General features: G+C 45.2%; 25 protein-coding genes. All 25 read left to right on the top strand.

The window, feature by feature from the left end:
* Positions 1 to 40 precede the first annotated feature (40 nt).
* The 25 genes from EV213_RS05045 (at position 41) to EV213_RS04925 (ending at position 25,137) form a co-directional block, all read left to right on the top strand.
* A complete protein-coding gene (locus tag EV213_RS05045; protein WP_133579411.1) occupies positions 41 to 646 on the top strand; it encodes a YphA family membrane protein in 606 nt (201 codons plus the stop codon).
* A gap of 76 nt (positions 647 to 722) precedes the next feature.
* A complete protein-coding gene (gene der, locus EV213_RS05040; protein ID WP_133579410.1) occupies positions 723 to 2,045 on the top strand; it encodes a ribosome biogenesis GTPase Der in 1,323 nt (440 codons plus the stop codon).
* A gap of 23 nt (positions 2,046 to 2,068) precedes the next feature.
* Entirely contained in the window at positions 2,069 to 3,106 is a 1,038-nt protein-coding gene (locus tag EV213_RS05035; RefSeq protein WP_133579409.1) for an NAD(P)H-dependent glycerol-3-phosphate dehydrogenase, read from the top strand.
* Positions 3,107 to 3,536: 430 nt separating this feature from the next.
* Positions 3,537 to 3,737: a DUF2768 domain-containing protein gene (locus EV213_RS05030; RefSeq protein ID WP_133579408.1), complete on the top strand. Its 201-nt coding sequence runs from the start codon at positions 3,537 to 3,539 to the stop codon at positions 3,735 to 3,737.
* A gap of 12 nt (positions 3,738 to 3,749) precedes the next feature.
* Complete coding sequence (locus tag EV213_RS05025; protein WP_133579407.1) at positions 3,750 to 4,451, top strand: hypothetical protein; 702 nt, start codon at positions 3,750 to 3,752, stop codon at positions 4,449 to 4,451.
* Positions 4,452 to 4,686: 235 nt separating this feature from the next.
* The gene (spoIVA, locus tag EV213_RS05020; protein WP_133579406.1) at positions 4,687 to 6,165 is read left to right on the top strand and encodes a stage IV sporulation protein A; all 1,479 of its coding nucleotides are present in this window, start codon (positions 4,687 to 4,689) and stop codon (positions 6,163 to 6,165) included.
* 1,797 nt (positions 6,166 to 7,962) lie between these two features.
* Positions 7,963 to 8,235 carry an HU family DNA-binding protein gene (locus EV213_RS05015; RefSeq protein ID WP_133579405.1) on the top strand — a complete coding sequence of 91 codons (273 nt, stop codon included), beginning with the start codon at positions 7,963 to 7,965 and terminating at the stop codon, positions 8,233 to 8,235.
* 152 nt (positions 8,236 to 8,387) lie between these two features.
* Positions 8,388 to 8,612 carry a trp RNA-binding attenuation protein MtrB gene (gene mtrB, locus EV213_RS05010; RefSeq protein WP_133579404.1) on the top strand — a complete coding sequence of 75 codons (225 nt, stop codon included), beginning with the start codon at positions 8,388 to 8,390 and terminating at the stop codon, positions 8,610 to 8,612.
* 109 nt (positions 8,613 to 8,721) lie between these two features.
* A complete protein-coding gene (locus tag EV213_RS05005) occupies positions 8,722 to 9,504 on the top strand; it encodes a heptaprenyl diphosphate synthase component 1 (protein WP_133579403.1) in 783 nt (260 codons plus the stop codon).
* Positions 9,504 to 10,223 (top strand): demethylmenaquinone methyltransferase, encoded by a 720-nt coding sequence (locus EV213_RS05000; RefSeq protein ID WP_133579598.1) that lies wholly within the window; start codon positions 9,504 to 9,506, stop codon positions 10,221 to 10,223. The genes EV213_RS05005 and EV213_RS05000 overlap by 1 nt, the downstream gene beginning before the upstream one ends.
* A 29-nt stretch (positions 10,224 to 10,252) precedes the next feature.
* Positions 10,253 to 11,215, top strand: a complete 963-nt coding sequence (gene hepT / locus EV213_RS04995; RefSeq protein ID WP_133579402.1) for a heptaprenyl diphosphate synthase component II — start codon at positions 10,253 to 10,255, stop codon at positions 11,213 to 11,215.
* Between the two features lie 77 nt (positions 11,216 to 11,292).
* Positions 11,293 to 11,739, top strand: a complete 447-nt coding sequence (gene ndk, locus EV213_RS04990; protein ID WP_133579401.1) for a nucleoside-diphosphate kinase — start codon at positions 11,293 to 11,295, stop codon at positions 11,737 to 11,739.
* Positions 11,740 to 11,794: 55 nt separating this feature from the next.
* Positions 11,795 to 12,577 carry a CheR family methyltransferase gene (locus tag EV213_RS04985; RefSeq protein WP_341770322.1) on the top strand — a complete coding sequence of 261 codons (783 nt, stop codon included), beginning with the start codon at positions 11,795 to 11,797 and terminating at the stop codon, positions 12,575 to 12,577.
* 70 nt (positions 12,578 to 12,647) lie between these two features.
* Positions 12,648 to 13,820, top strand: a complete 1,173-nt coding sequence (gene aroC / locus EV213_RS04980; protein ID WP_133579400.1) for a chorismate synthase — start codon at positions 12,648 to 12,650, stop codon at positions 13,818 to 13,820.
* Positions 13,820 to 14,908 carry a 3-dehydroquinate synthase gene (aroB, locus tag EV213_RS04975; RefSeq protein ID WP_133579399.1) on the top strand — a complete coding sequence of 363 codons (1,089 nt, stop codon included), beginning with the start codon at positions 13,820 to 13,822 and terminating at the stop codon, positions 14,906 to 14,908. The genes aroC and aroB overlap by 1 nt, the downstream gene beginning before the upstream one ends.
* Entirely contained in the window at positions 14,905 to 15,285 is a 381-nt protein-coding gene (aroH, locus tag EV213_RS04970; protein ID WP_133579398.1) for a chorismate mutase, read from the top strand. Before aroB ends, aroH begins: the two co-directional genes overlap by 4 nt.
* A gap of 277 nt (positions 15,286 to 15,562) precedes the next feature.
* Positions 15,563 to 17,065 carry an anthranilate synthase component I gene (gene trpE / locus EV213_RS04965; RefSeq protein ID WP_133579397.1) on the top strand — a complete coding sequence of 501 codons (1,503 nt, stop codon included), beginning with the start codon at positions 15,563 to 15,565 and terminating at the stop codon, positions 17,063 to 17,065.
* Positions 17,058 to 18,092: an anthranilate phosphoribosyltransferase gene (gene trpD, locus EV213_RS04960; RefSeq protein WP_133579396.1), complete on the top strand. Its 1,035-nt coding sequence runs from the start codon at positions 17,058 to 17,060 to the stop codon at positions 18,090 to 18,092. The genes trpE and trpD overlap by 8 nt, the downstream gene beginning before the upstream one ends.
* Positions 18,085 to 18,849, top strand: a complete 765-nt coding sequence (gene trpC, locus EV213_RS04955; RefSeq protein ID WP_133579395.1) for an indole-3-glycerol phosphate synthase TrpC — start codon at positions 18,085 to 18,087, stop codon at positions 18,847 to 18,849. Before trpD ends, trpC begins: the two co-directional genes overlap by 8 nt.
* Positions 18,846 to 19,496, top strand: coding sequence for a phosphoribosylanthranilate isomerase (locus EV213_RS04950; RefSeq protein WP_133579394.1), 651 nt, complete (start codon positions 18,846 to 18,848; stop codon positions 19,494 to 19,496). The genes trpC and EV213_RS04950 overlap by 4 nt, the downstream gene beginning before the upstream one ends.
* Positions 19,486 to 20,694 (top strand): tryptophan synthase subunit beta, encoded by a 1,209-nt coding sequence (trpB, locus tag EV213_RS04945; protein ID WP_243739993.1) that lies wholly within the window; start codon positions 19,486 to 19,488, stop codon positions 20,692 to 20,694. Before EV213_RS04950 ends, trpB begins: the two co-directional genes overlap by 11 nt.
* The gene (gene trpA / locus EV213_RS04940) at positions 20,691 to 21,500 is read left to right on the top strand and encodes a tryptophan synthase subunit alpha (RefSeq protein WP_133579393.1); all 810 of its coding nucleotides are present in this window, start codon (positions 20,691 to 20,693) and stop codon (positions 21,498 to 21,500) included. The genes trpB and trpA overlap by 4 nt, the downstream gene beginning before the upstream one ends.
* Before the next feature lie 14 nt (positions 21,501 to 21,514).
* Complete coding sequence (gene hisC / locus EV213_RS04935; protein WP_133579392.1) at positions 21,515 to 22,621, top strand: histidinol-phosphate transaminase; 1,107 nt, start codon at positions 21,515 to 21,517, stop codon at positions 22,619 to 22,621.
* Entirely contained in the window at positions 22,618 to 23,718 is a 1,101-nt protein-coding gene (locus EV213_RS04930; RefSeq protein WP_133579391.1) for a prephenate dehydrogenase, read from the top strand. The genes hisC and EV213_RS04930 overlap by 4 nt, the downstream gene beginning before the upstream one ends.
* A 162-nt stretch (positions 23,719 to 23,880) precedes the next feature.
* Positions 23,881 to 25,137, top strand: coding sequence for a tetratricopeptide repeat protein (locus EV213_RS04925; protein ID WP_243740000.1), 1,257 nt, complete (start codon positions 23,881 to 23,883; stop codon positions 25,135 to 25,137).
* Positions 25,138 to 25,148 lie beyond the last annotated feature (11 nt).

The following is a 25,148-nucleotide window of genomic DNA, read 5'->3' as shown; positions in this document are numbered from 1 at the left end:
TGGGTGTCATTGAGCCATAATGGTGGGTAGAGGTGATAGAATGGCCCCCTTATGGTTTTTATGGCTAGGTTGGTTAGGTTGGATTTTGATTGCGTTTTTCTTGAATGCATCAGCAAAGCGTTCGTTTATGCAAGCGTTGGTATTGCTATCGATCGCCTTATCAGGCTTGTATATTCCTTGGTTGTGGGGAACATTTAATGCTGGCTTTGTTTTACTTGGAATCGTTAGCTTTGGGTACCTCTTTATTTCATCAAACGAACCACGTTTAAAATTGGTCTCCATGCTTTTTGCCAGTACAGCATGTTATGCATTTCTTGAGCTGTTTGCTATGTTTGATCCTGTTTGGGTGTTTACAGATCGACGAGTAATTTTCGGGAGCATTATGGTCATAGTGGCCGCCATATTAGGGAAAACGATGTTGTGTAAAATAGCGTTGTATATAGGCGGGATGGTCCAAGGGTCCATTCTTGCAATGCTAGTGCTTGATTCAGTCACGATCAATACGACTGCTGGGACCGCACAACAGCTTGATACGGTTGGCTTCGGGTGTGCCATTTTGCTGGTTTTGCAATGTGTTGCTTTAGCGATTCACAAGTTAGAAGAGATTGTGCAGCGGAAAGTTGGAAGACAACGAGGACTCTGGTAGCCAAAGTCATTGAACAATCGTTGCAATTGAAGTGAACGATATGAAAAAGAATGCAGATAAAAAGGTGGGGGATATGATGGGTAAACCTGTATTAGCAATTGTAGGAAGGCCGAATGTGGGGAAATCGACTGTGTTTAATCGGTTGATTGGGCATCGCTTGTCGATTGTCGAAGACACACCAGGTGTCACAAGAGATCGTATTTATGCGTCGTCTGATTGGACAGGCGTCGATTATGATGTCATTGACACAGGCGGAATTGAATTAACCGATGAGCCGCTATTAACGCAAGTACGTGAGCAAGCCGAAATAGCCATTGATGAGGCAGATGTCATTCTGTTTATGGTCAACGGTAAGGAAGGGATCACTGCGGCGGATCAAGCAGTGGCTGAGAAGTTGTATCGGAGCGGAAAGCCCGTGTTGCTCGCCGTGAATAAAATGGACAATCCTGAAATGCGAGCTGATATTTTCGATTATTATTCCGTCGGATTTGGCGAACCTTATCCGATTTCTGGTTCCCACGGTTCAGGTTTAGGGGATTTGCTTGACGCCGTGGTAGAGGCGTTTGGACAGGTTACCGAGGATGCTGCACTTGATCCTGAAACGATCCGATTCTCATTGATTGGGCGTCCGAATGTGGGGAAATCATCGATCGTCAACGTGCTTTTAGGTGAAGAGCGTGCGATTGTTTCTAACATTCCTGGTACAACAAGAGATGCAACGGACACATCATTCGTAAAGGATAAACATCATTACGCGATTATTGATACGGCTGGAATGAGAAAACGTGGAAAAGTCTATGAGAAGACAGAGAAATATAGTGTCCTCCGTGCACAAAGAGCGATTGAACGTTCTGATGTGTGTATTGTCGTAATTAACGGCGAAGAAGGCATCATTGAACAAGATAAGAAAATCGCAGGTTATGCACACCAGGCTGGTCGAGCTGTTATCATTGCGGTCAATAAATGGGATGTGGTTGCGAAGGACGAGCGTACGATGCAGACCTTTACCAAAAATGTCCGTGCTCATTTTCCGTTTTTAGCTTATGCTCCTGTTGTGTTTGTCTCTGCACTCACAAATAAGCGAATGCACACGCTTTTTCCAGCAATCCGTCAAGCCGCAGAAAATCATGCCATGCGCGTTCAGACAAATGTCTTGAATGACGTCATTGCAGATGCGGTGGCGATAAATCCACCTCCAACCGACAAGGGTCGTCGTTTAAAAGTGTTGTATGCAACGCAAGTGGCCGTGAAGCCGCCGGCCTTTGTCATTTTCGTTAATGATCCTGAATTAATGCATTTTAGCTATCAGCGATATTTGGAAAATAAAATACGTGAAGCCTTTGATTTTACAGGGACGCCAATTAACATTTATCCACGAATGAGAAAATCGGATCGGTAATTGATAGAAGGAGTGATACGAAGATGGCACGAGTCACGGTGATAGGAGCAGGAAGCTGGGGGACTGCGTTGGCGATGGTATTGGCAGACAACGAGCATGATGTCTACCTTTGGACGCACAGAGAAAATCAGGCGGAAGAAATCAATACCGAGCATAAAAACGAAGCGTATTTGAAAGGGGTCACGTTACCAGAGACACTAAACGCTGGTACGAGCTGTCAGGACGCTATGGATGGAGCAGCGTATGTATTGCTTGCGATTCCTACAAAAGCGTTGCGTGACGTCCTCAGCCAACTGATTCCTTTTATGAAGCAGCCAATGTATTTCGTCCATGCCATTAAAGGGATTGAACCTAGCACCTTTCTTCGACCTTCAGAGATCATTAAACACCTTGTGCCTGAAGCGCTCCGTTTAGACGTTTCAGTGCTTTCTGGACCAAGTCATGCCGAGGAAGTCAGTTTACGGAAACCAACGACAGTGGCGGTTGCGTCATCAAATGCGAATACGTCAAACCAAGTCCAGGATCTATTTATGAATACCCATTTTAGAGTGTATACGAACCCGGATCTCATAGGCGTTGAGATGGGAGGAGCTCTAAAGAATATTATTGCTCTTGGTGCGGGAATCTCAGACGGTTTAGGGTATGGCGACAATGCAAAAGCTGCTCTGATGACGAGAGGATTGGCAGAAATGACACGCCTTGGCAGTGAAATGGGCGGAAACCCTCTGACGTTTGCTGGCTTGACAGGAATCGGTGATTTGATCGCTACATGTACGAGTCAGCATAGTCGGAATTGGCGTGCTGGTTACCTGTTAGGCACTGGTCATTCGCAGGAGGAAACGTTACAGCAAATGAACATGGTCGTTGAAGGTGTAAGAACGACAAAGGCAGTGCATCAGATTGCGAAAGAGAAAAAGATCGCGATGCCGATTACTGAAGCCATTTTTGATGTGTGGTTTAATGGGAAAATGGCGAAAACAGCGGTTGATGAACTGATGAACCGTACACGGACTAGTGAGATGGATTCGATGGATGAACTGTTCGGAGAGCGCCCATTTTAGCTCGGACGGAGAACTTGCTAGGCAGTTGCTCTCTCACCTTTTGTTAAGGCTGCATACACTAAGAGGGAGCGTCTCCAACGCAAAGAATATAATCCCAAAGAACAAAACGTCGTAATAAAAATCGTCCTAGATCACTAGGGTTGGTGATGCAAACAAGGGAACGAAAGGACCGGCAGCTTCATCGCCGGTTTTTTTCTTGGATGGTGATTAAAACGTTTAGCCAAACAAGGCGGGAGAGAGAATTTTCAATCAAATGACTCATCCTAAGATAGGTTCACGCACGTTTAGGGCTCGCTTGAGAAAAAGGGGTCCCGAAGGCCGCTTTGTGCCCCAGCGGTCTCAGAGGAGCGACCTAGCTTCTCCTGAAAGGGAATAGAATCGTTGTTGATAGAATGCTATAATAGGACTAGTTTGAAAAGGGGGTGGGCCAATGTCTGTAGGGCTCATAAAAATGTGGATTGCTTTAGCTGCAATTGCATTTATGTTTTTATCGGTTGTCCTTATTATGGCAAGCCGATATAAATTAAATGGGTTTTTAAAAGGTCTGTCAGCAACAATGGCCTATTTATTTATGCTTGTAGCTGGCGGAATGATTGTTTTGGTCGTATTTTCAGGACCAGTTGATGAGTAAGGAGCGAAATTCATGCATAGTAAACTGATATCGTTTGCATGCATTCTCGTTGTGTTAACAGGATGTATGTATCAAAGCGAGTATGGGCAAAACGTTCCGCCGCAAGAGCAGTTGATCGTCGTTCAAAATGCGGTAGAGCGTTACCAAGAAGCAACTGGAGTGCTACCGATAAAGAATAGTGAAGAAACAACAGCGATTTTTGAGAAATACGTTATTGACTTTAGGCGTTTGTTGCAAGGCTACCTTGGCGAAGTGCCATCAAATGCGTTTGAAGAGGGCGGGTATTACCAGTATGTGCTGACAAATGTTGAAGACAATCCAACAGTCAAGCTTCTAGATTTGCGTCATGCTGAAGCGTTGCGTAGCTTTACCCTTGAACTGACAATGTATATGCAGCACTCAGACTATTTGCCCGTGTTAGACGTAAAGGAGAACGGACTGCTCGAAGTGGACTTTGAGAGAATGGGTTTGTCTTCGCCGCCATATGTAAAGAGTCCTTACACAAATACAAATTTGCCTATTGTAATGAATACTTCTGGTGATGTGTTTATCGACTACGCGCCAGATATCTTTATGGCTCTAGAACAGCAGGACGTTCCAGAAGAAGAGGACCTCCGCTACATATTGTTAAATGATGAGCATCCAATCGTACCGGCTTTCTCCGTTCCTTACACATTAGAAGGCGATACCATTGTTGCTTTAAAAGAAGCATGAATAAAAAACAGCATTCCTTTCATAGACTATGAGAGGGAAGCTGTTTTTTTAAATTGGTAGGAAAGGTCCGTCTACTGTATTAAAAATCTCGGTGCTGCAATAGAACATTGTATGAATAGGGTAAGTCATGGAACAAAAATTGGCATATTCATCAAAGACCATCATACACTGGTATCGTTATGGTGGGTGCTTGTCGCATGGTGAGTGGACTAAAGAATTCACGGGAGGGGAAGCAGTGGAAAGAGTTGATATCTTCAAAGATATAGCAGAACGCACTGGAGGCGATGTGTATTTAGGTGTCGTCGGTGCTGTCCGAACAGGAAAGTCAACGTTTATTAAGAAATTTATGGAGCTTGTTGTGCTCCCAAACATCGATAATGAATCGGACAAGGCAAGGGCTCAGGATGAACTGCCACAAAGCGCCGCTGGCCGGACGATCATGACAACGGAGCCAAAATTCATTCCAAATCAGGCGGTTTCTGTTCATGTTGATGAAGGCTTAGATGTCAATGTTCGCTTAGTTGATTGCGTTGGGTACGCTGTTCCTGGGGCAAAAGGATATGAGGACGAAAATGGGCCAAGAATGATTCATACACCTTGGTATGAAGACCCTATTCCATTTACAGAGGCTGCTGAAATTGGTACCCGCAAAGTGATTCAAGAGCACTCTACTATTGGGGTTGTGGTCACTTCTGATGGGTCCATTGGTGATATTGCTCGAAATGATTTCATTCAGGCTGAAGAACGTGTGATTGCAGAACTGAAAGAAGTTGGCAAACCATTTATTATGGTGGTGAACTCTACACAGCCGCAGCGTCCTGAAACAGAAGCACTGAGACAGAAATTGCAGGAGCACTATGATATACCTGTTTTGGCAATGAGTGTTGAAAGCATGCGTGAGAAAGATGTGTATGCTGTCCTGCGAGAAGCACTATATGAATTTCCGGTGCTCGAGGTCAATGTTAATTTACCAAGCTGGGTCATGGTCTTAAATGAAAATCACTGGCTCAGAGAAAGCTATCAAACGGCGGTTCGTGAGACCGTAAAGGACATTAAGAGACTTCGCGATGTTGACCGCGTTGTAGGTCAGTTTAGTGAATATGAATTTATCGATCAAGCGTATTTGGCAGGCATCGAAATGGGTCAAGGTATTGCTGAAATTGACCTGTACGCGCCAGACGATTTGTATGACCGCATTTTGCAAGAAGTGGTCGGCGTACAAATTCGTGGCAAGGATCACCTGTTAGAGCTTATGCAAAGCTTTGCTCACGCCAAACAAGAATATGACCAAGTGTCAGATGCTTTACGAATGGTGAAGCAAACCGGGTACGGTGTAGCTGCACCTGCGTTAAGTGATATGAGTTTAGAAGAGCCAGAGATTATTCGCCAAGGCCCTCGGTTCGGTGTACGCCTGAGAGCGGTGGCCCCTTCCATACACATGATTAAAGTGGACGTAGAGTCAGAATTTGCACCGATTATTGGAACTGAAAAACAAAGCGAAGAGCTGGTTCGTTACCTCATGCAAGACTTTGAAGACGATCCGCTATCCATCTGGAACTCTGATATTTTTGGTCGCAGCTTGAGCTCCATCGTGCGAGAAGGCATTCAGGCGAAATTGTCACTTATGCCTGAAAATGCACGTTACAAACTAAAGGAAACGCTTGAGCGTATCATCAATGAAGGCTCAGGCGGCCTGATCGCTATTATTCTCTAAAAAAGTACGCCTGTAGGTCGGGCGTGCTTTTTTCTGCTTTAAAAAAGGTACAACATAATACGTTGTTCTTGTCATCTTCAGGGAATCATCTAAATCGTTTGTGCAAGTAGTCATACGCCTCTTTTGCACTTAATAGTCCCTGGTACGGGAGTCGTATCCGTCTTAGCAGCGCAGTTGGCCCGTGAATGCGCGAAGTAAGAGACGTTATCCGCGCACCATGGGCTTGACCGCGCAATGCTTGAAGTACGCCCTCTTAGACTTGCGTACTTATTCAAGAATTTGCGTTTAGAACTTCAAACACTGATTCTTTGAGATCGATCCTTAAAAAATTGCATTTATTCTCAAATGCAATTCCTTTAAACGGTAAGTATTCGCATATAGATTAAATCGTACATATGCACTTTTACAAACCTAAAATATCGATCGCATCACAAGGCCTGCAATCCACTGTTGCAGTCGATTTTTGATATGGGATTTGATTTTCTTACTCGCATTCTGATTCACAAAGTCGAGAAGATCAATTAGATGCTTCGTGGCTTCCATCCAATCCAAGTCGCTTTTTTTATCACAAAGTAGGTAAAATAGATCCCCAAAGGAGAGCCCCTGCAAAAGGCTTGTACTTGACATAAAAGCACTTCGAACTTAAAAATTCAATCTTTGTAATCATAAACAATTACGAGATTTACTACTGTTTCATTCTGCGAAGCAGATGATATTCAGGTACCAGTTGATATAAATCTGCATAAAACGATGCAGCTTCATTGTCTGATTGCTGAATTCATGTGGGGAAACTCACTTTTCCATTTTCTCCATGATACAAGACAGGGATAAATTAAAAACAGTTAACGCAAAAACAAAAATTTAGCGTAGTCAACATACGTAGACTCCTGCGGGAACAGCGCGAGCTGAAAATCCCGCAGGAAAGCAAGACTCCGAGGAAGCTGAAGCCGTGCCAAGCAAAGAAATCACGGCGAAGTCTTTGTGAGTCGATGATGCCCTTGTACCCTTTAAGGTGAAAGCGAAGTATTTTGACGAAGCGGGCGATGCCTTGCTAGCAAAAGCAAAACTCCAAGCAGATTCAATAAAATTGTCCGGAGTTTTATAAAGATAAATTAGGGCGTGTCTAAAAACTCGCTAAGAGGCATCTGTCACCGCCTTGTCGTCCCCTGCTGCGTTCCTTTTCCTTGACGTACGTCCGGTACGCCTGCGAAAAAGCGCCTTGCTTGGAACGAAATTTCGGCAACATCTGCTCCCTTCAGAGTTCTCAGACACGCCATAGTTATTTTCTAGCCTATTTAAAAAATTGTATTCGTTTTGCAGGGTCTCCAAAGGTGCGGTCATCATCGCCAAGTCATTAGAGTACATCTCGGAAACACGACAAGAAGGACTCCGAATCATTGTTTCACTGCTGCCCTTTAGGATAAATGCGCACGTCTTGCCGTTTGACTACAGATACAATTTCCTAGTTGTTTATTTGCTCTTAATTCATTCAGAATAAAATAAGACCTACGTTACCTGAAAGGGCGTAAGTAACAAAATGTTTGTTCTGTTTGGCTAATAAACAGTATTCCATGAATGCGAAAAAAGACTATTAATTCGTTGAATGACCCACTTTTCGGTCCGTTTTGCCATGTTTCAGTAGAAATCATGAAAATCTACACCAAAAAGATTGAATTCTAAAAGATGATCGTTTAATATAAGGCTGTCAGCGCCGTTGTTGGCGTTGTTTTACGGCTTTGGACAACATTGGAAATATGAAGATAGGCTGTCCAAACCATTCGGGAGGAGGTGTTTTGCATGAACAAAACGGATCTCATTAATGCAGTCAGCGAAACTGCGGAGCTTTCTAAAAAAGAAGCAACTCAAGCGGTTGATGCTGTATTCGAAAGCATCAGCGACGCATTGAAAAGTGGAGACAAAGTCCAATTAATTGGCTTTGGTAACTTTGAAGTACGTGAGCGCGCGGCACGTAAAGGTCGCAACCCACAAACAGGTGCTGAAATTGAAATTCCAGCGAGCAAGGTGCCTGCTTTCAAACCAGGTAAAGCCCTTAAAGATGTAGTTAAATAAATACATAATGACAGGGTGCCAAAAGAACCGCAAACAATCGTTTGCGGTTCTTTTTTGCGCTCTGTACAGCACTATGCTAGAATTTCTCTTAGCTGAACATGTTAGTATCGTGTTAAACAAATGCAGTATAAAGACGAGGAGGACGGCGCGCAATGAATGGAAAACAAGGGGACTACATTGTGATTAAAGCAGAGGAAGATGGCGTAAACGTGATTGGGTTAACGCGTGGGACAAGTACGCGTTTCCATCACTCGGAAAAGCTGGATAAGGGTGAAGTGATGATTGCCCAGTTTACGGAACATACATCTGCGATAAAAATTAGAGGGAAAGCGGTCATCCAAACAAATGTCGGCGAGGTTCACTCGAACGAAGTATAAACATTCGTATAAAACGTACTCAAAGCACGCAATCTGTATGGACAGGGTGCAAAATGTGTTACAATATAGAGTAGATATTTGCAAGTCGAAGATACGAGGGTGATTCGTTGTGCAACACATCAAAGAGACGATACAAACGCTACATAATAAAGTACAAGCTCAGGCAGATCATCCTTCGCTTCGTCAGTCGGTTCCGTTGCCTGACATTGACACGGATCGAATACTTTTTCTCTATACAATGCTCCATGAAGCGGGATATTCTGATGCAGAGAAAGAAACGTACATCATTCCAGTGATGCTCGTTCAGTTGGCGCTGGATACACATGAGCGAGTTCAATTGAATTCCATTGATGTTGCTCCTGCACAAATGGAACAGCATCAACTCACTGTACTAGCTGGTGATTACTATAGTGGTCTTTATTACCGTCTGCTTTCATTCACGGGGGACATTCCCTTTATACGAGTGGTCGCTGAAGGAATTAAAGACATTAACGAAGCGAAGATAAAAATGTATGAGCAAACGATCGGGAGCGCAGAGGTCTTTGCTGACACTTTAATCAGGATTGAATCGGCGATTGTAGGAAGTGTTGCCGACTTTCTGAATACAAGGATGCTAAAAGATATTGCTCAGGACTTTTTCTTATTAAAGCGCTTGGTCGTTGGTGAACAACTACTGGAACAAGGTGTCACATCACCTTTCCATTTAGCAGATGGCGACTTTCACACACCAAGTGGCGGCACGTATGCTGTCGAACGTATTGTCGAGAATGCGGCCTATCGGTTGGAAAAAGTGCTTCGACGAAAGCCCTATGAATTTATTCTCTACCGGGTTCAGGAAATTCTTCACCACGCTGGTCATCCGGTACGACGTGTTGCAGGTGAGGGATCTTGATGGATAGACGAGCCAAAGAGGAAAAAGTGCACCATGTATTTGAGTCAATTTATGGAAAATACGATAAGATGAACTCTGTCATTTCGTTTAACATGCATAAGAAATGGCGACGGTACACAATGAAAAAAATGAATGTGCAAGCAGGCGCTCATGCGCTTGATGTATGTTGTGGTACTGGAGACTGGACAGTTGCTTTAGCAGATAAAGCGGGCAAGACGGGACGCATTGTCGGCTTGGATTTTAGTGGGAATATGCTGAAGATCGCTAAAGAAAAAAAAGAACGGCAACAGCTTGATCACGTTGAATATATTCAAGGGAACGCGATGGATTTGCCATTCCCTAATGATAGCTTTGATTACGTGACTATTGGTTTTGGGCTTCGGAACGTCCCAGATTACGGTGTCGTTTTGCAGGAAATGGCACGAGTGGTAAAGCCGGGTGGAAAGGTTGTTTGTTTAGAAACATCGCAACCAACATTGCCGGTGTTTAAACAAGGCTACTTCTTTTATTTTCGCTTTATCATGCCTCTAATGGGGAAGCTCTTAGCCAAAAGCTACAATGAGTATGCCTGGTTACAAGAGTCTGCAAAGGACTTTCCAGGAAAGGACGAGCTCGCCGCTCTATTTGTTGAAAGCGGCTTACAGCTATGTGAAATTAAAAGCTTTACCGGCGGTGTAGCCGCCATGCATTTAGCAGAGAAACCAATTGAACGTCCTTGATCTTTAAAGGCAAAGGTGAGTCATCCTCTATGAAATTAAGAACAATTTATGCTCATTTAGACAATGAGTTAAAGCGAATTGAAGAGTCACTTGAAAAAACCGTTCATTCTGAACAACCTACTTTGCAACAAGCATCAACGCAGCTGCTTAACGCTGGTGGGAAACGAATTCGCCCCGTTCTTGTGCTGCTTGCTGGTCGTTTTGGGCAATACGATAAAGACGTCACCAAAAAAGTGGCTGTGTCACTTGAACTGATCCATATGGCTTCACTTGTCCACGATGATGTGATCGATGATGCTGAGCTTCGGCGAGGAGAGAAAACGGTAAAAACAAAATGGGACAATCGTGTAGCGATGTATACAGGCGATTATATTTTTGCGAAAGCCTTGGACATCATGGCAGATATCCCTTCGATTTCGGCCCATAGCCGACTCTCGCTTACCATTCTAGAAGTATGCAAAGGTGAGATTGAGCAAATCAAAGAAAAATTTGACTGGGAACAGTCGTTGCGTACATATTTACGACGCATTCGTAGAAAAACGGCCTTACTTATTGCGGCAAGCTGTCAGCTTGGAGCAATTTCGACAAACGCACCTAAACCATATTCTGAGGCATTGTACCGTTTTGGTTATAACATGGGAATGGCCTACCAAATTACAGACGATATTTTGGATTTTACCGCCTCAGAAAAGCAGCTTGGCAAGCCGGCAGGAAGTGATTTAATGCAAGGGAACATCACGCTTCCTGTGTTATACGCCATTCAAAACAATGAATGCAAAGAGAAGCTTCAACAGCTTATTGGTTTAGGCAACGAACAAGCGGTTGCAGATGCTGTGAACATTGTTCTTGAATCTGGCGGTATCGCCTATGCGGAGGAAATGAGCCGTACGTATTTGCAAAAAGCGCTTTTCGCACTGGAAGGCTTGCCTGTTAGCAAGCAACGCAAAACACTTGAAGACATCGCCAAAGTGATTGGAAAGAGAAAATTTTGACGAACGTTGAAGTTTTCGGACGATTTTGGTAAAATATGCGTTGTACTGGTAAATGGTAGCAGTGAGGAGAGTTTCGTATGCAAAAGACGTTTATTATGGTGAAACCGGATGGCGTTCAAAGAAACTTGATCGGCCATGTCATCCAACGCTTCGAAAGAAAAGGCTTTCAAATGATTGCTGGAAAACTTATGGTGGTCAGTGATGAGCTGGCAAAAGAGCATTATAAGGAGCATGAAGGGAAGAGCTTCTTTGGAGATTTGATGGGCTTTATCACGTCTGGTCCAGTGTTTGCAATGGTATGGGAAGGAACCAATGTCATTGATGGCGCGCGACACATTATTGGCGCAACCAATCCATTAGAAGCCACACCGGGAACTATTCGTGGTGACTTTGGGATTGTGACACACCGTAATCTTGTCCATGGATCAGATTCAGAAGAGAGCTCAAAAAGAGAAATTGGCCTCTTCTTTGCACCAGAACAGCTTGTTACTTACCAAAAAGCAGTGAATGAATGGCTCGATTAAGTGAAACCGACCTGACCAGGTCGGTTTTTTCAAGCAGAATGGAGAGGTTGTCCCGTTGAAAGGAACGGAAATGGATGATTATCAGCAGTTTGTTCAACGATATAAAGAACGAACAGGTCTAGATTTAACACTTTATAAAGAAAAACAGATGAAACGTCGCTTAATCACGTTACGAGATAAACTTGGTTTTGAAAATTTTCATGATGTGATTACGGCGATCTCTTCTGATGCATCACTTGAAGAAATGCTGTCTGATAAGGTTACGATTAACGTGTCAGAGTTTTATCGTAATAGCGATCGGTGGAAAGAGCTTGAGGAACGATTGCTTCCGCAGATGATGTCTGAGAGGAAAAGACCTATACGCATTTGGAGTGCTGCTTGTTCGACTGGTGAGGAGCCTTATACGCTAGCGATGATTTCTGAACGTATCCGCTGCAAAGTGCAAATCTTGGCAACCGATATCGATCAAAAAGTGTTGAATAAAGCACGTGAGGCGACCTACAAGGCTCATGCCATTAAGCAAGTGCCTCCAGACGTGCTTACGTTGTTTTTTGAATCAAATGACAATGAATGGCGTGTGCAAACGAAAAAGCTCCCGCCTGTGACGTTTGACGTGCATGATCTTTTACGTAATGATTATCCACAAGGACAGGATCTTATTGTTTGTCGTAATGTATGTATCTATTTTACTGAAGAAGCAAAGGCGCTCGTCTATAAAAAATTTGCTGATGCATTAACGTCAGGCGGACTGCTTTTTGTTGGCAGTACCGAACAAATTTTCCGTCCTGAACGGTACGGACTGCGTCATGAAAGCTCATTTTTTTATCGAAAACTGTAGGACAAACGCTACAGGATATGCTATAGTATTTACATATACGCTTTAAAGTGATGAAGGGAGTTCTGCCATTATGAGATATTTAACAGCTGGAGAATCACACGGACCCCAGTTAACGACGATTATCGAAGGCGTTCCATCGCTGGTTCCGCTGACGGCTGAAGACATAAATGAAGACTTAGCAAGACGGCAAAAAGGCCATGGTCGCGGAAGACGAATGCAAATCGAGAAAGACCAAGTTCAAATTAAAAGTGGTGTTCGACATGGCGCCACATTAGGTTCACCGATCACACTTGTTGTTGAAAACAAGGATTGGACGCATTGGACTGAAATTATGGGAGCAGAGCCGATCGCTGAAGAGAAGCAGGACGATGTTCGCAGAAAAGTGACGCGCCCACGTCCAGGGCATGCGGACCTTGTTGGCGGCATGAAATACGGTCATCGTGATCTGCGTAACATCCTTGAACGCTCTTCAGCACGTGAAACGACCGTACGTGTCGCAGCAGGTGCGGTAGCTCGTAAGGTATTGGCTGAACTAGGCATCACGGTTGCTGGTCATGTGCTTGAGATTGGTGGCATTCGTGCTGAAAGTCCGGCTTATGAGTCCTTACAAGAATTAAAGGAGACAACGGAAGCTTCTCCTGTGCGAACGATGGATGAAGAAGCGGGCAAAAAAATGATGCAGGCCATTGATGATGCGAAGAAAAATGGCGATTCCATCGGTGGTGTCGTGGAAGTGATTGTTGAGGGGATGCCAGCAGGTCTCGGGAGCTTCGCTCAGTATGACCAAAAGCTGGATGCGAAGCTCGCTCAGGCCATCGTTTCCATCAATGCCTTTAAAGGTGTGGAATTCGGCATTGGCTTTGAAGCGGCAAGACGTTTTGGAAGCGATGTCCATGACGAAATTCTTTGGACAGAGGAAAGAGGCTACTATCGTTCTACGAACAATCTAGGTGGCTTTGAAGGTGGGATGACCACAGGCATGCCGATCGTTGTCCGTGGTGTGATGAAACCCATCCCAACACTTTACAAGCCACTCGCTTCTGTAGATATTGAATCAAAAGAGCCCTTCTCCGCAAGTGTAGAGCGATCTGATTCTTGTGCAGTGCCTGCCGCAAGCGTTGTTGCGGAAGCAGTTGTCGCCTGGGAGCTCGCCAAAGCGATTGTTGCTCAATTTGGCCATGATCGATTTGATGTTATTAAAGCGCAGCTCGCTGAACATAACGAACGTACGAGGCAGTTTTAATGAATGAAGTCTTGATTCAAACGCCTTCGAAATCCTATTCAGTTCATATTGAAGCTGGTATACGTCATCGTATTGGGTCAATTCTTAAATCCGCTAGTTCCTATTCACGTATCCTGATCGTAGCGGATGAGAATGCAGCTCGTTACTACGAAAAGGATTGTGTGAACGCACTCATTTCTCACGGTTTTGCTGTCAGTGTGTATACGGTTCCTGCGGGAGATCAATCGAAATCGATGAAGCAGTATGAAGATGTACTAACCTTCGCGTTGGCAGAAGGGCTAGACCGCAAGTCATGTATTGTAGCGCTTGGTGGCGGAATGGTTGGGGATCTAGCCGGCTTTGTTGCTGCCTCCTATATGAGAGGCATTGGATTTGTGCAAGTGCCAACCACGTTGCTTGCGCATGACAGTTCTGTTGGGGGCAAAGTCGCTATCAATCTTGGAAAAGCGAAAAACATGGTAGGTGCCTTCTATCAGCCAGACGCCGTTTTTTATGACACGGAGACGCTGCAAACATTGCCAATGGACCAATGGCGATCTGGGTTTGCGGAAATGCTAAAGCATGGCATTATTGGAAACGTCGCGCTTCTTGAGCGATTGTTGAAGGATTGTCCGACTTTAGAGGCGGTTAAACAATCTTCTCAATTTGCTGAGCTACTGGCAACGGCGATCCAAGTGAAAGCAGACATCGTGGCGGCTGATGAAACGGAAGCAGGCGTGCGAGCACATTTGAATTTTGGTCATACGCTTGCTCATTCTTTGGAAAGTCTATCTCAGTTTCAGTTAAGTCACGGGGATGCCGTTGCGATTGGCATGCGTTTTGCCTTGAAGCTTAGCCGCAGGTTTACAGGCGTGACTGAGGATGAAAGCAATTGGCGTCAGTGGTTTGATCAGTATGGTTTTCCGAGGATGCCTCAGCATTTTGATCCTGACGCATTGCTTGCGCTAATGAAAAAGGACAAAAAAGCTTCGTACGGAACACTTCATATGGTGCTTCTCGATGCTCTTGGTGTAGTTTCAGTGAGGACGATGGAAGATGAAGCTGTTTTAGAGGAGCTTCGATCGTTCCAAAAGGAGGAACAACGATGATTCGAGGAATTCGTGGGGCAACAACCGTCAAAGACAACAATGAAAGCGACATTCTCGACAACACAGAGGCATTATTTCGAGCAATGATTCACGAGAATGCCATTGAACCAGACGATGTCGCAAGTGTGTACGTATCTGTGACGGAGAATTTGGATGCGGTATTCCCTGCCAAAGCATTGCGTCGTATTGAAGGATGGACGTTCGTGCCCATTATGTGTATGGCAGAGGCTTCTATCGTTGGTTCTCTTACGTCTTGTATTCGTGTCATGATGCATGTGAACACGACAACCTCTCAAGACCAAATTCGCCACGTTTACTTAGAGGATGCAATCGTCTTGCGCCCGGATTTAGCATTGACAGAAGACAATCAAGTATAGTACAGTCGAGTTCAGAAGTAGTACATTTGTAGCTGAGAAGAGATGAGATAGGTTTTAGAGAGCGTGAGCAGAGATGAGCAAATACAGGATACGTCTACCTTTTTGCGCCCTCGGTCATTGATCAGGGCGCTTTATGTGTTCTTCGGAAGTCGGTTCAAAGACAGAACAATGCCTTGTACGAAGCCCTAGAAAAAACGGCTTTAGCACGGCACTGTCATTTGACCATCCTCTACCATCTCCCGCTCTCCAATGACTACGTTCAATGGAGGGAACCCTGATGACACTTCAAACCTTTTTAACCCAAGCCTCAACCTATGATACCGTTCCAGTAGTGAAGCGGTACTACGTTGATCAAAGCACACCCATTCAAATGTTTACAAAACTTCAGGAACGTGCCGCGTATATTTTGGAAAGCCGTGATGAGCAGTCACTCTGGTCAAAGCATTCATTTATTGGCATTGATCCTACATTACAGATTAAACAAGGGAAAGATGACTTTCAAATCATGGATATGAATGATGAGCGTCTATCCTCACAAGAGACTCTTGAAGAGGCCTTTCAGTACGTGAAAGCAACGCGAAACCTGCTACCCCATACGAGTGATCTTCCTTTTTCTGGTGGTGGCGTTGGGTATATGGCGTATGAAGCTGCCTACCAGCTTGATCGTGTTCGTACCGTCCAAGACCATCGTCAAGATAAGCCTTTATACCATTTTGTGTTTTGTGATGTGCTCCTTGCGTACCACCATCAAACAGGTGATTTAGATGTGATTCATTATGTTGATGCACAAAATAAATCGAATCTTGAAGAGCTTTACGAGCAAGCTATTCGTGACATGGATGTCCTTGTGAAGGAAATGATGTCCACACAGTCCTCATCGCCACTCTTGACAGACATGGAGGGCGGGGTTGAAGAGGAATTTAATACGTTTGAAAGCAACTATGAAAAAGCCGCATTTCTTCGTGATGTGGAACGAATACAAGAATGGATTAAAGCGGGTGACATCTTTCAGGCGGTATTGTCTCAGCGATTTTCCAAACAGACGAATGTTGGTGGTTTAGAGCTCTATCGATCACTTCGCATGATCAACCCATCTCCATACATGTTTTATATTCGCCTGGACGGTACTGAAATTATTGGCAGCTCGCCTGAAAAATTAGTTGAAGTTCAACAAAATGGCATTGAAATTCATCCGATAGCGGGAACGAGACCAAGAGGAAAAACGGTGGAAGAGGATCGTGCGCTCGGAGAGGATTTGCTTGCCGATGAAAAAGAGCGTGCAGAGCATCATATGCTCGTCGACCTTGCTAGGAATGACGTCGGTCGGGTGGCTTCCTTTGGTAGTGTGCATACACCGGTCTTGCTTGAACTGGCGATGTTCTCTCACGTGATGCACCTCATCTCTAAAGTTCGTGGAACGTTATCCAGTGACCACACTTCTTTCGACGCGTTAAACGCTGGTTTCCCAGCAGGTACTGTCTCAGGGGCGCCAAAAATACGAGCCATGGAAATTTTAAACGAACTTGAACCAACGTCAAGAGGCATTTATGCGGGAGCCATTTGCTATATCGGTTACAATGATCAAATTGACTCGTGCATCGCCATCCGGACAATGACGCTAGAGCAGGGGACGGTTTCCGTGCAGGCGGGAGCAGGCATTGTGGCAGATTCTGTGCCTGAAAATGAATGGCAGGAAACAAGGAACAAGGCCATGGGTCTTGTGCGCGCCATCATTCATGCTGAAAAACAAACCATCGAGGGGAGCAATTCATATGTTTAAATCCGTGCTTCAAGCTGTGATTCAGCAAGAGGTTCTCACTGTTGAAGATGCCGAAAAAGCGATGAACATCATTATGGAGGGAAATGCTTCCCCGAGCCAGATCGCAGGTTTTTTGACAGCCTTACGCCTGCGAGGAGAAACGGTCGATGAGATTGTCGGCTTTACACGCTCACTGCGATCCCATATGACAACAGTGAATGGGATTGACACGGATACTGTGGATACATGCGGCACTGGCGGAGATGCAGCGAACACATTTAACATTTCAACTGCGAGCTCGCTCGTCGTTGCCTCTCATGGTGTAAAGGTCGCTAAGCATGGCAATCTTGCTGTGTCATCTAAAAGTGGAAGTGCAGATGTGTTAAAAACACTAGGCGTTAACATTCAGCAAAACGCAGATGAAGCAAGAAAAGCGTTAGCTGCTTACAATATGACCTTTTTGTTTGCGCCTTTGTATCATCAAGCGATGAAGCATGCGGTTGTGCCTCGGAAGGAACTCGGTTTTCGAACGGTCTTCAATATTCTCGGTCCGCTCGCGAATCCGGCGCGCTGTAAGCGTCAGTTGATTGGCGTTTACGATCATGAGCAGGCAAAAAAAATGGCAAGCGCGTTACGCATTTTAGGCTCCTCTCATGTGATGCTCGTCACGGGAGAAGATGGATTGGATGAGGCAACAATTACTGGGAAAACGAATGTGGTAGAATTAAAAAATGGGGACATTACGACATTTCAAATCCATCCAGAGGACTTTGGATTAGAAGTTGGTTCGTTAAAGGACATCCAATCGTTTACGCCAGAAGAAAGTGCGCAAACGATAGAGTCAGTCCTGCTTGGGAAAGCTCATCCAAGCGCTCGAAACATCGTGGCCTTAAATGCGGGAGCCTCCTTGTATGTGTCTGGGGCAGCAGCCACCCTGTCAGAGGGTGTGATGCTTGCGCTAGAAACTGTGCAGACGGGAAATGCGTATAAGCAGCTTGAACGCATGAAAGAAGCCGCTGGAACAGAGGAGGAGAGAACACATGCTTAATACAATCCTTGAAACGAAGGCCGCAGAAATTGCGGCCATAGATCCGACACAATTCACGCCTAGACAATCGCCTTATCGCTCGCTCTATGAGGCGGTAAAACAATCAAAGCGCCAGCCTGCGTTAATTGCAGAGGTGAAAAAAGCGTCGCCTTCTAAAGGGCTAATCGCACCTCACTTTCAGCCAGTTCAAACCGCGAAAGCGTATGAAAAAGCAGGTGCAGCAGCCATTTCAGTGTTAACAGATGCGACCTATTTTCAAGGGTCTGTGGCCGATCTCCAAGGAGTTAGAGCGGCGGTGTCAATCCCTGTATTGCGGAAGGATTTTATTATTTCCGAAGAGCAGGTGTTGGAAAGTGCAGCCATTGGGGCGGATGCCATTTTACTCATTGGCGAAGCACTTGAGCCTAAGAAACTACACGCTCTTTATTTGCAAGCCACAGAGCTCGGGCTTTCCTGTCTAGTTGAGGTGCATAGCAAATCCGTACTGGCAAATTTGTTAGAGGTATTTACGCCATCATTAATCGGCATTAACAATCGCGACCTGCATACATTTCACACCGCTCTAGAGCATACGCAAGAGATTGCCTCTCTGTTGCCCGCAGGAATCCCATTTGTAAGTGAATCAGGGATCCATGGTCAGCAGGATGTAGCAACGATCGAACAGTTCGGCGCTTCAGCTATGCTTGTTGGCGAGCATCTTATGCGATCAGGAGACCCTGAGAAAGCCATTGCTAAGCTATATGGTGATCAACAGTGACACGTCAAGCGTTGCTAAAATGCTGTGGCAATCGATCCTATGAGGATTATACGAAGTCTCGTGACGTTGCGGATTGGTTAGGTTTCATTTTCTTTGAGGGAAGCAAGCGCTATGTCAAACCCGCCATTGTCCAACAATGGCTCAACGAAACGCCATTAAAAGAGCAGCAATTGGCTGTTGGGGTTTTTGTCAATGCGACCATTGAAGACATTCAGCGGGCTGCAACAGAGTTTCCTAACATGAATGTGATTCAGCTTCACGGCAACGAAGCACCTGAAATGGCAGTGGAACTAAAGGCTACATTAAATAAAACAATTTTAAAAGCCATTCATCATAGCGACGAAGGACTAGCGATGATGAGATCGTATGCACAAAAGGTGGATGGCTTTCTGATCGATACAAAATCCCCACAATGGGGGGGCAGTGGTCTGTCCTTTGACTGGGCAAGTATTCCTGCTTATCAAGCTGTGGCAAGAGAGCTCGGAGTGCCATTGTTTGTTGCAGGTGGAGTAACACCAGACAACGTGAAAGAACTGCTTCGTTATCACCCGGATGGGATTGATCTTGCAAGTGGCATTGAAGAGAACGGAGCCAAATCCGAACAAAAGATAAAGCATTTGGAGGCGATGATGAACGATGGGACTTAATATGAACTATCCAGATGAGCGCGGCCGTTTTGAGAATTTTGGTGGCAAATTTGTTCCTGAAACATTAATGCAGCCGCTTTATGAAGTCGAACAAGCACTAAAAGAAGCGTTGGGAGATGAACAGTTCGTCAATGAATTAACGAGAGAGCTTCAAGAGTATTCTGGTCGACCAACCCCACTGACGTTTGCTAAAAACACGACGGAGACGTTAGATGGCGCACAAATCTATTTAAAACGTGAGGATTTGAATCATACAGGTGCACATAAACTGAACAATGCCCTTGGCCAGGCACTGCTTGCCGTTCGCATGGGCAAAAAAAAGGTGATTGCTGAAACAGGTGCAGGTCAGCACGGCGTGGCAACGGCAACTGTTGCTGCGAAATTCGGCTTGGAATGTAAAGTATTTATGGGTCGAAAAGACATTGAGCGTCAAAAACTAAACGTCTTTCGAATGGAGCTTCTAGGTGCTGAAGTGATCCCAGTTGATTCAGGGGATCAAACGTTAAAGGATGCGACGAACGAAGCCATTCGCTATTGGGTACAACATTGCGAGGATCACTTTTATATTATTGGTTCGGTTGTTGGGCCACATCCATACCCGAAAATGGTGAGGGATTTCCAACGCATTATCGGTGACGAAACAAAAACACAGATCCAAACGCAAATCGGTCAACTTCCTGAGCATATTGTTGCCTGTGTTGGCGGTGGAAGCAATGCGATCGGTATGTTTTACCCATTTTTAGAGGATAACGTGGCGCTTTACGGCGTTGAAGCCTCTGGGAAAGGTGTCGACACAGAGGAGCATGCGGCAACACTGGCGAAAGGTCGACCTGGTGTCATTCATGGTTCAATGACATATTTACTTCAAGACGAGCATGGTCAAATTACCGAGCCTTACTCCATTTCTGCGGGATTGGATTATCCAGGTATTGGGCCGGAGCATGCCTATTTAAAGGATAGTGGTCGAGTTCGCTATGAATCGATTACAGACGACGAAGCCATCGCAGCGCTTATCTTCTTATCAAAGCAAGAAGGCATTATCCCTGCGATTGAAAGTGCACACGCCCTTGCTTACGCCTTTAAACTCGCGCCGACGCTCGCCAGCAACGAAACGCTCGTCGTCTGTTTATCTGGTCGAGGAGACAAGGACGTACAATCCGTCAAGCAGTACCTTGAAGAGAAGGGAGAACAAGCATGACGTCATTTAAACACGCACTCAAACGACAAAACGATCTCTTTATCCCGTTTATTACAGCTGGAGATCCATCGGAGGAAGCGACGATTGGATTAGCCAAAGTGTTGCAGGATGAGGGGGCAGATATTCTAGAGCTTGGTATTCCGTATTCAGATCCGCTGGCGGACGGCCCTGTCATTCAAGAAGGCTCTGCGCGTGCGCTGGCAGGTGGGATGACGTTGACGAAGGCGATGAAGCTTGTTTCAAAAATGCGGGCGAGCGGAGTGGAAATTCCGGTTGTCATCTTTACCTATTACAATCCTGTGCTACAATTAGGAGAGGAACGCTTTTTCGCTTTAGCGCGTGAGAATCAAGTGGATGGAGTGCTTGTTCCAGATCTTCCTTTTGAAGAAAGCCATGACTTTAAGAAAGCTTGCAGGGCCAATGATCTTGCGCTTATTTCGCTTGTGGCTCCAACATCTAAAAAGCGTGTCGAGCTGGTCGCTAAAGAGGCAGATGGCTTTTTATATTGTGTGTCCTCTCTTGGTGTGACAGGCGAACGTGCTTCCTTTTCCGAAGAAATCGGGCAATTTTTAACTGACGCAAAAACGCATAGTTCTGTTCCTGTGGCCGTCGGATTTGGCGTTTCAACGAAGGAGCAGGCAACGGCTTTTCTAGAGCTCTGTGATGGCGTCGTTATCGGCAGTGCGATTGTCAGGAAAATTGGTGAGCTTCAGTCTCTGTTTGAAAACAGCGAAACGCTTTCCGAAGGGCTGGAAGAATTCAGACGCTTTATAACCTCCATCGTTCCTGTGAAATCAAACGTTTAAGTTGAGGTGCAGTGATGAAAATAAAACAACAATTGCAAGGGATGGCTTCCTATAAACCGGGGATGACGCCTGAAAACGTCAGGGCCTCCTTAGGGCTGGAAAAAATCGTGAAGCTATCGTCAAATGAAAATCCTAAAGGGCCATCACCGAAAGCGATTGAGGCGGCGACAAAAAGCTTGCAGCAAATCTTTCTTTATCCCGATGGCTATGGTCTGCAGCTAAAACAATGCTTAGCAGCTATGCACGGTATGCCCGTCGAACAGTTTATTCTTGGCAATGGCTCAGATGAAATTATTCTGATTTTATGTCGTGCGCTCCTGCAAGCTGGGGACAATACAGTCATGCCAACACCGTCTTTTCCGCAATATCGACATAATGCCATGATAGAAGGCGCTGAATGTAGAGAAGTTGAATTGATTCAAGGAGCCCATGCGCTTGATGCGATGGCAGAGGCGATTGATGATTCAACAAAAATTGTCTGGATCTGCAATCCAAACAACCCTACAGGTGTGCACATCTCTTCAGAAGCGTTTGTCGCTTTTATGGAAAAAGTTCCACCACATGTGCTTGTCGTTTCTGACGAGGCTTACATCGAATATGTGACGGCGGATGATTTTCCTGATTCATTAGCCTTGATATCAAAGTACCCGAATTTGATGGTGTTGCGGACGTTTTCAAAAGCTTATGGCCTTGCAGGATTGCGTGTTGGCTACGGGGTTGCCTCTGAAGCACTGATTTCACAAATTGATCCAGCACGTGAACCCTTTAATACGTCAATCCCTGCTCATTCTGCAGCGATTGCAGCTTTATCTGACGTGAATTATCTTGCAGAAACACGGAATGAGAATGCGGCGATTAAAGCAACGTTTCGTACCTTTTGCGAGTCGCTAGGTCTTACGGTGTACCCCTCTGAGACGAATTTCGTGTTAGTCGACTTTCATGCTCCGGCAGATGAAGTGTACAATGGATTGCTTCACGAAGGTTTCATCGTTCGTTCTGGTGCAGCACTTGGATTTCCTTCAGCAGTTCGTATTACGATTGGTTCAGAGGAGGATATGGCTGAACTCTCAGCAGCGATTTCCCGAGTGCTTCCAACACTGACCGTTGGTGAAGAAAAATGAACAAGCATGTGTTCATTATTGGCCTCGGCTTAATTGGAGGCTCGCTGGCACTAACAATCAAGGAAGGGCATAGAGCGACCATTTCAGCGTTTGATGTGTCAGAGGAACAGCTGAAATTGGCGCTTGCCCTTGGCGTTATTGATATGGCCGAACCGTCCATTGAAGCAGGAGCAAAAAAAGCAGACCTCATCATCATTGCGACGCCTGTCAAGCAGACAAAACAAATTTTGCAAACCATTGCGCATGTGGACGGCAAGCCATCGGCCATTATAATGGATGTTGGAAGTACGAAAAGTGATGTGATGCAAACAGCAGAAGATTGGCTACCTGAAGGCACATGCTTTATAGGTGGTCATCCAATGGCAGGCTCCCATAAATCTGGTGTTGAGGCAGCGAACAAACGATTGTTTGAGAATGCCTTTTTCGTGCTCACACCGTCAAAGCGTTCAACCGCGGCGCAGCTTACGATACTAAAGCAATGGCTCACCGGAACACGGGCTACTATGATTGAAATGGATGCCGATGAGCATGATAAAATTGCCGGAGCCATTAGTCATTTCCCTCATTTGATTGCAGCAGCGCTCGTTGGACAAGTCTCTGATTTGTCTGCAGAGCATCCGCTAGCGATGCGAATGGCAGCAGGTGGTTTCCGTGATATTACGCGAATTGCTTCGTCTAGCCCAGCGATGTGGCGTGACATCATGCTTCACAACCGTCAAGAAATGCTTGATGCTGTAGACGATTGGCAAGAGCGGATGCGTCAAATCAAAACGATGCTTGAGAATGCTTCTGATGAAGAGCTTTTTACGTTCTTCGCAGATGCCAAGGAATTCCGCGATGCCCTCCCAGTGAAAACGAAGGGAGCCATTCCGTCCTTTTATGATTTGTATGTTGATGTTCCTGATTATCCAGGGGTAATTTCAGAAGTGACAAAAATGCTCGCGGATCAGGGAATTAGTATAACGAACTTACGCATCATGGAAACGCGTGAAGATATTTTAGGAGTGCTTCGACTTAGCTTCCGTTCAGAAAAAGATCGTAAAAAAGCGGAGGAGTGCTTAGGTGTAGCAAGCTATCCGACGTATGTGGCCACATAAAATGTAAATCGCTTGTGTGTTTTGAGCACAGGCTTTTTCCTATTTGCAAAAAAACGGTATAATAGGTCATCAGGCGTCAGTATTTGTCTATCAATAGAAACAGGAGATTCAGCTACGAATCCCGTAATAGTTATCAATAAGTCAAGGTGTTGAGGTGTGAGTATGCAAATAGAGGATGCCGTACGTTTAGTAGAGGAAGGTCATGTTGAAGAAGGACTTCACAAGTTACAGCAGATAGAGCGTGGGGGCAGCGACGATGATCTTTACCACATTGCCAGCTTATATGCGACATGGGGGCAAACAAGCGAAGCGATCCGTCTGTATCAACAGCTTCAAGAAAGGTATCCGACAGACGAGGATTTGCGTCTTGACTTAGCTGAAATGTATCTTGAAGAAAATGAAGAACTTGAGGCACTCGAGTTGATTGAAACCATCACAGAGGAAGATGCTGCGTTTACTCGTTCCTTGCTGCTTTTAGCTGATGTTTATGCGGCCCAGGGCTTAGAAGAGGTGGCAGAGCAAAAACTGCTGCAAGCAAAACGTTTGGAAAGCCAGGAGCCTATTATCGATATGGCGCTCGGTTCCTTCTACCTGCAACATGGCTCGTATAAAAAAGCGATTCCTTACTTGGAACGCGTGCTTAAAAAACAATCTGAAATTCCTTTGTCTGAGGTTCATTTGTTTCTGGCGGAAGCATACAGTTTAACAGGTCAGTTTGAAGAGGCCTTTGCCCATTATCAGGAAGGTTTGCAGGAACATACGACGCCAGAAGCGTTGTTTGGTTTAGGTCTTACAGCACTAAAAGTAGATGAAGCGCAAACCGCCATTCATGCGTTGCAGCAGTTAAAAGAGATGGATGAGGATTTCGTATCACTTTACAAGCCGCTTTCTGAAGCTTATGAGCTTGAAGCTGCCTATGATGAGGCCTACGCGATTGCCAAGGAAGGCATCGCCAAGGATAGTACACAGGTTGAGCTTTACTTGCTGGCAGGCCGCCTTGCAGAACGACAGCATGAAAAGGAATCTGCTATTGCATACTACGAAGAAGCGCTTGCTTTAGATGAATTGTCCCAACCAGCTCTCAAAGGGCTTGTGAAGGTGTACGAGCAGGAGGAACACGATGAACCACTGATTGAGCTTCTATCAGGCAGGATTTTAGATAGTACCGACCCTGAATTGATGTATGCCCTTGCCAACGCGTACCACAGGCAAGAAGTATTCCATAAAGCCAATGAGCTCTTTACCGAAGCCTATGAGGCGTTAAAGCATCACCCTGCTTTTGTGAAGGATTATGTGCGCTTTATGATTGAAGAGGGGAAACGAACGATTGCTCTACAAGCACTTGTTGATCTGAAAGAGCATGAACTGTTTGATGAAGAGCTGGAAGCATTGTACATGGATTTAAACGAAGAGATGTAGAAGAGATATAA

The sequence above is a fragment of the Aureibacillus halotolerans genome, from assembly GCF_004363045.1.
GTDB classification, from domain to species: domain Bacteria; phylum Bacillota; class Bacilli; order Bacillales; family DSM-28697; genus Aureibacillus; species Aureibacillus halotolerans.
This window is presented reverse-complemented; position numbering and strand designations above follow the sequence as displayed.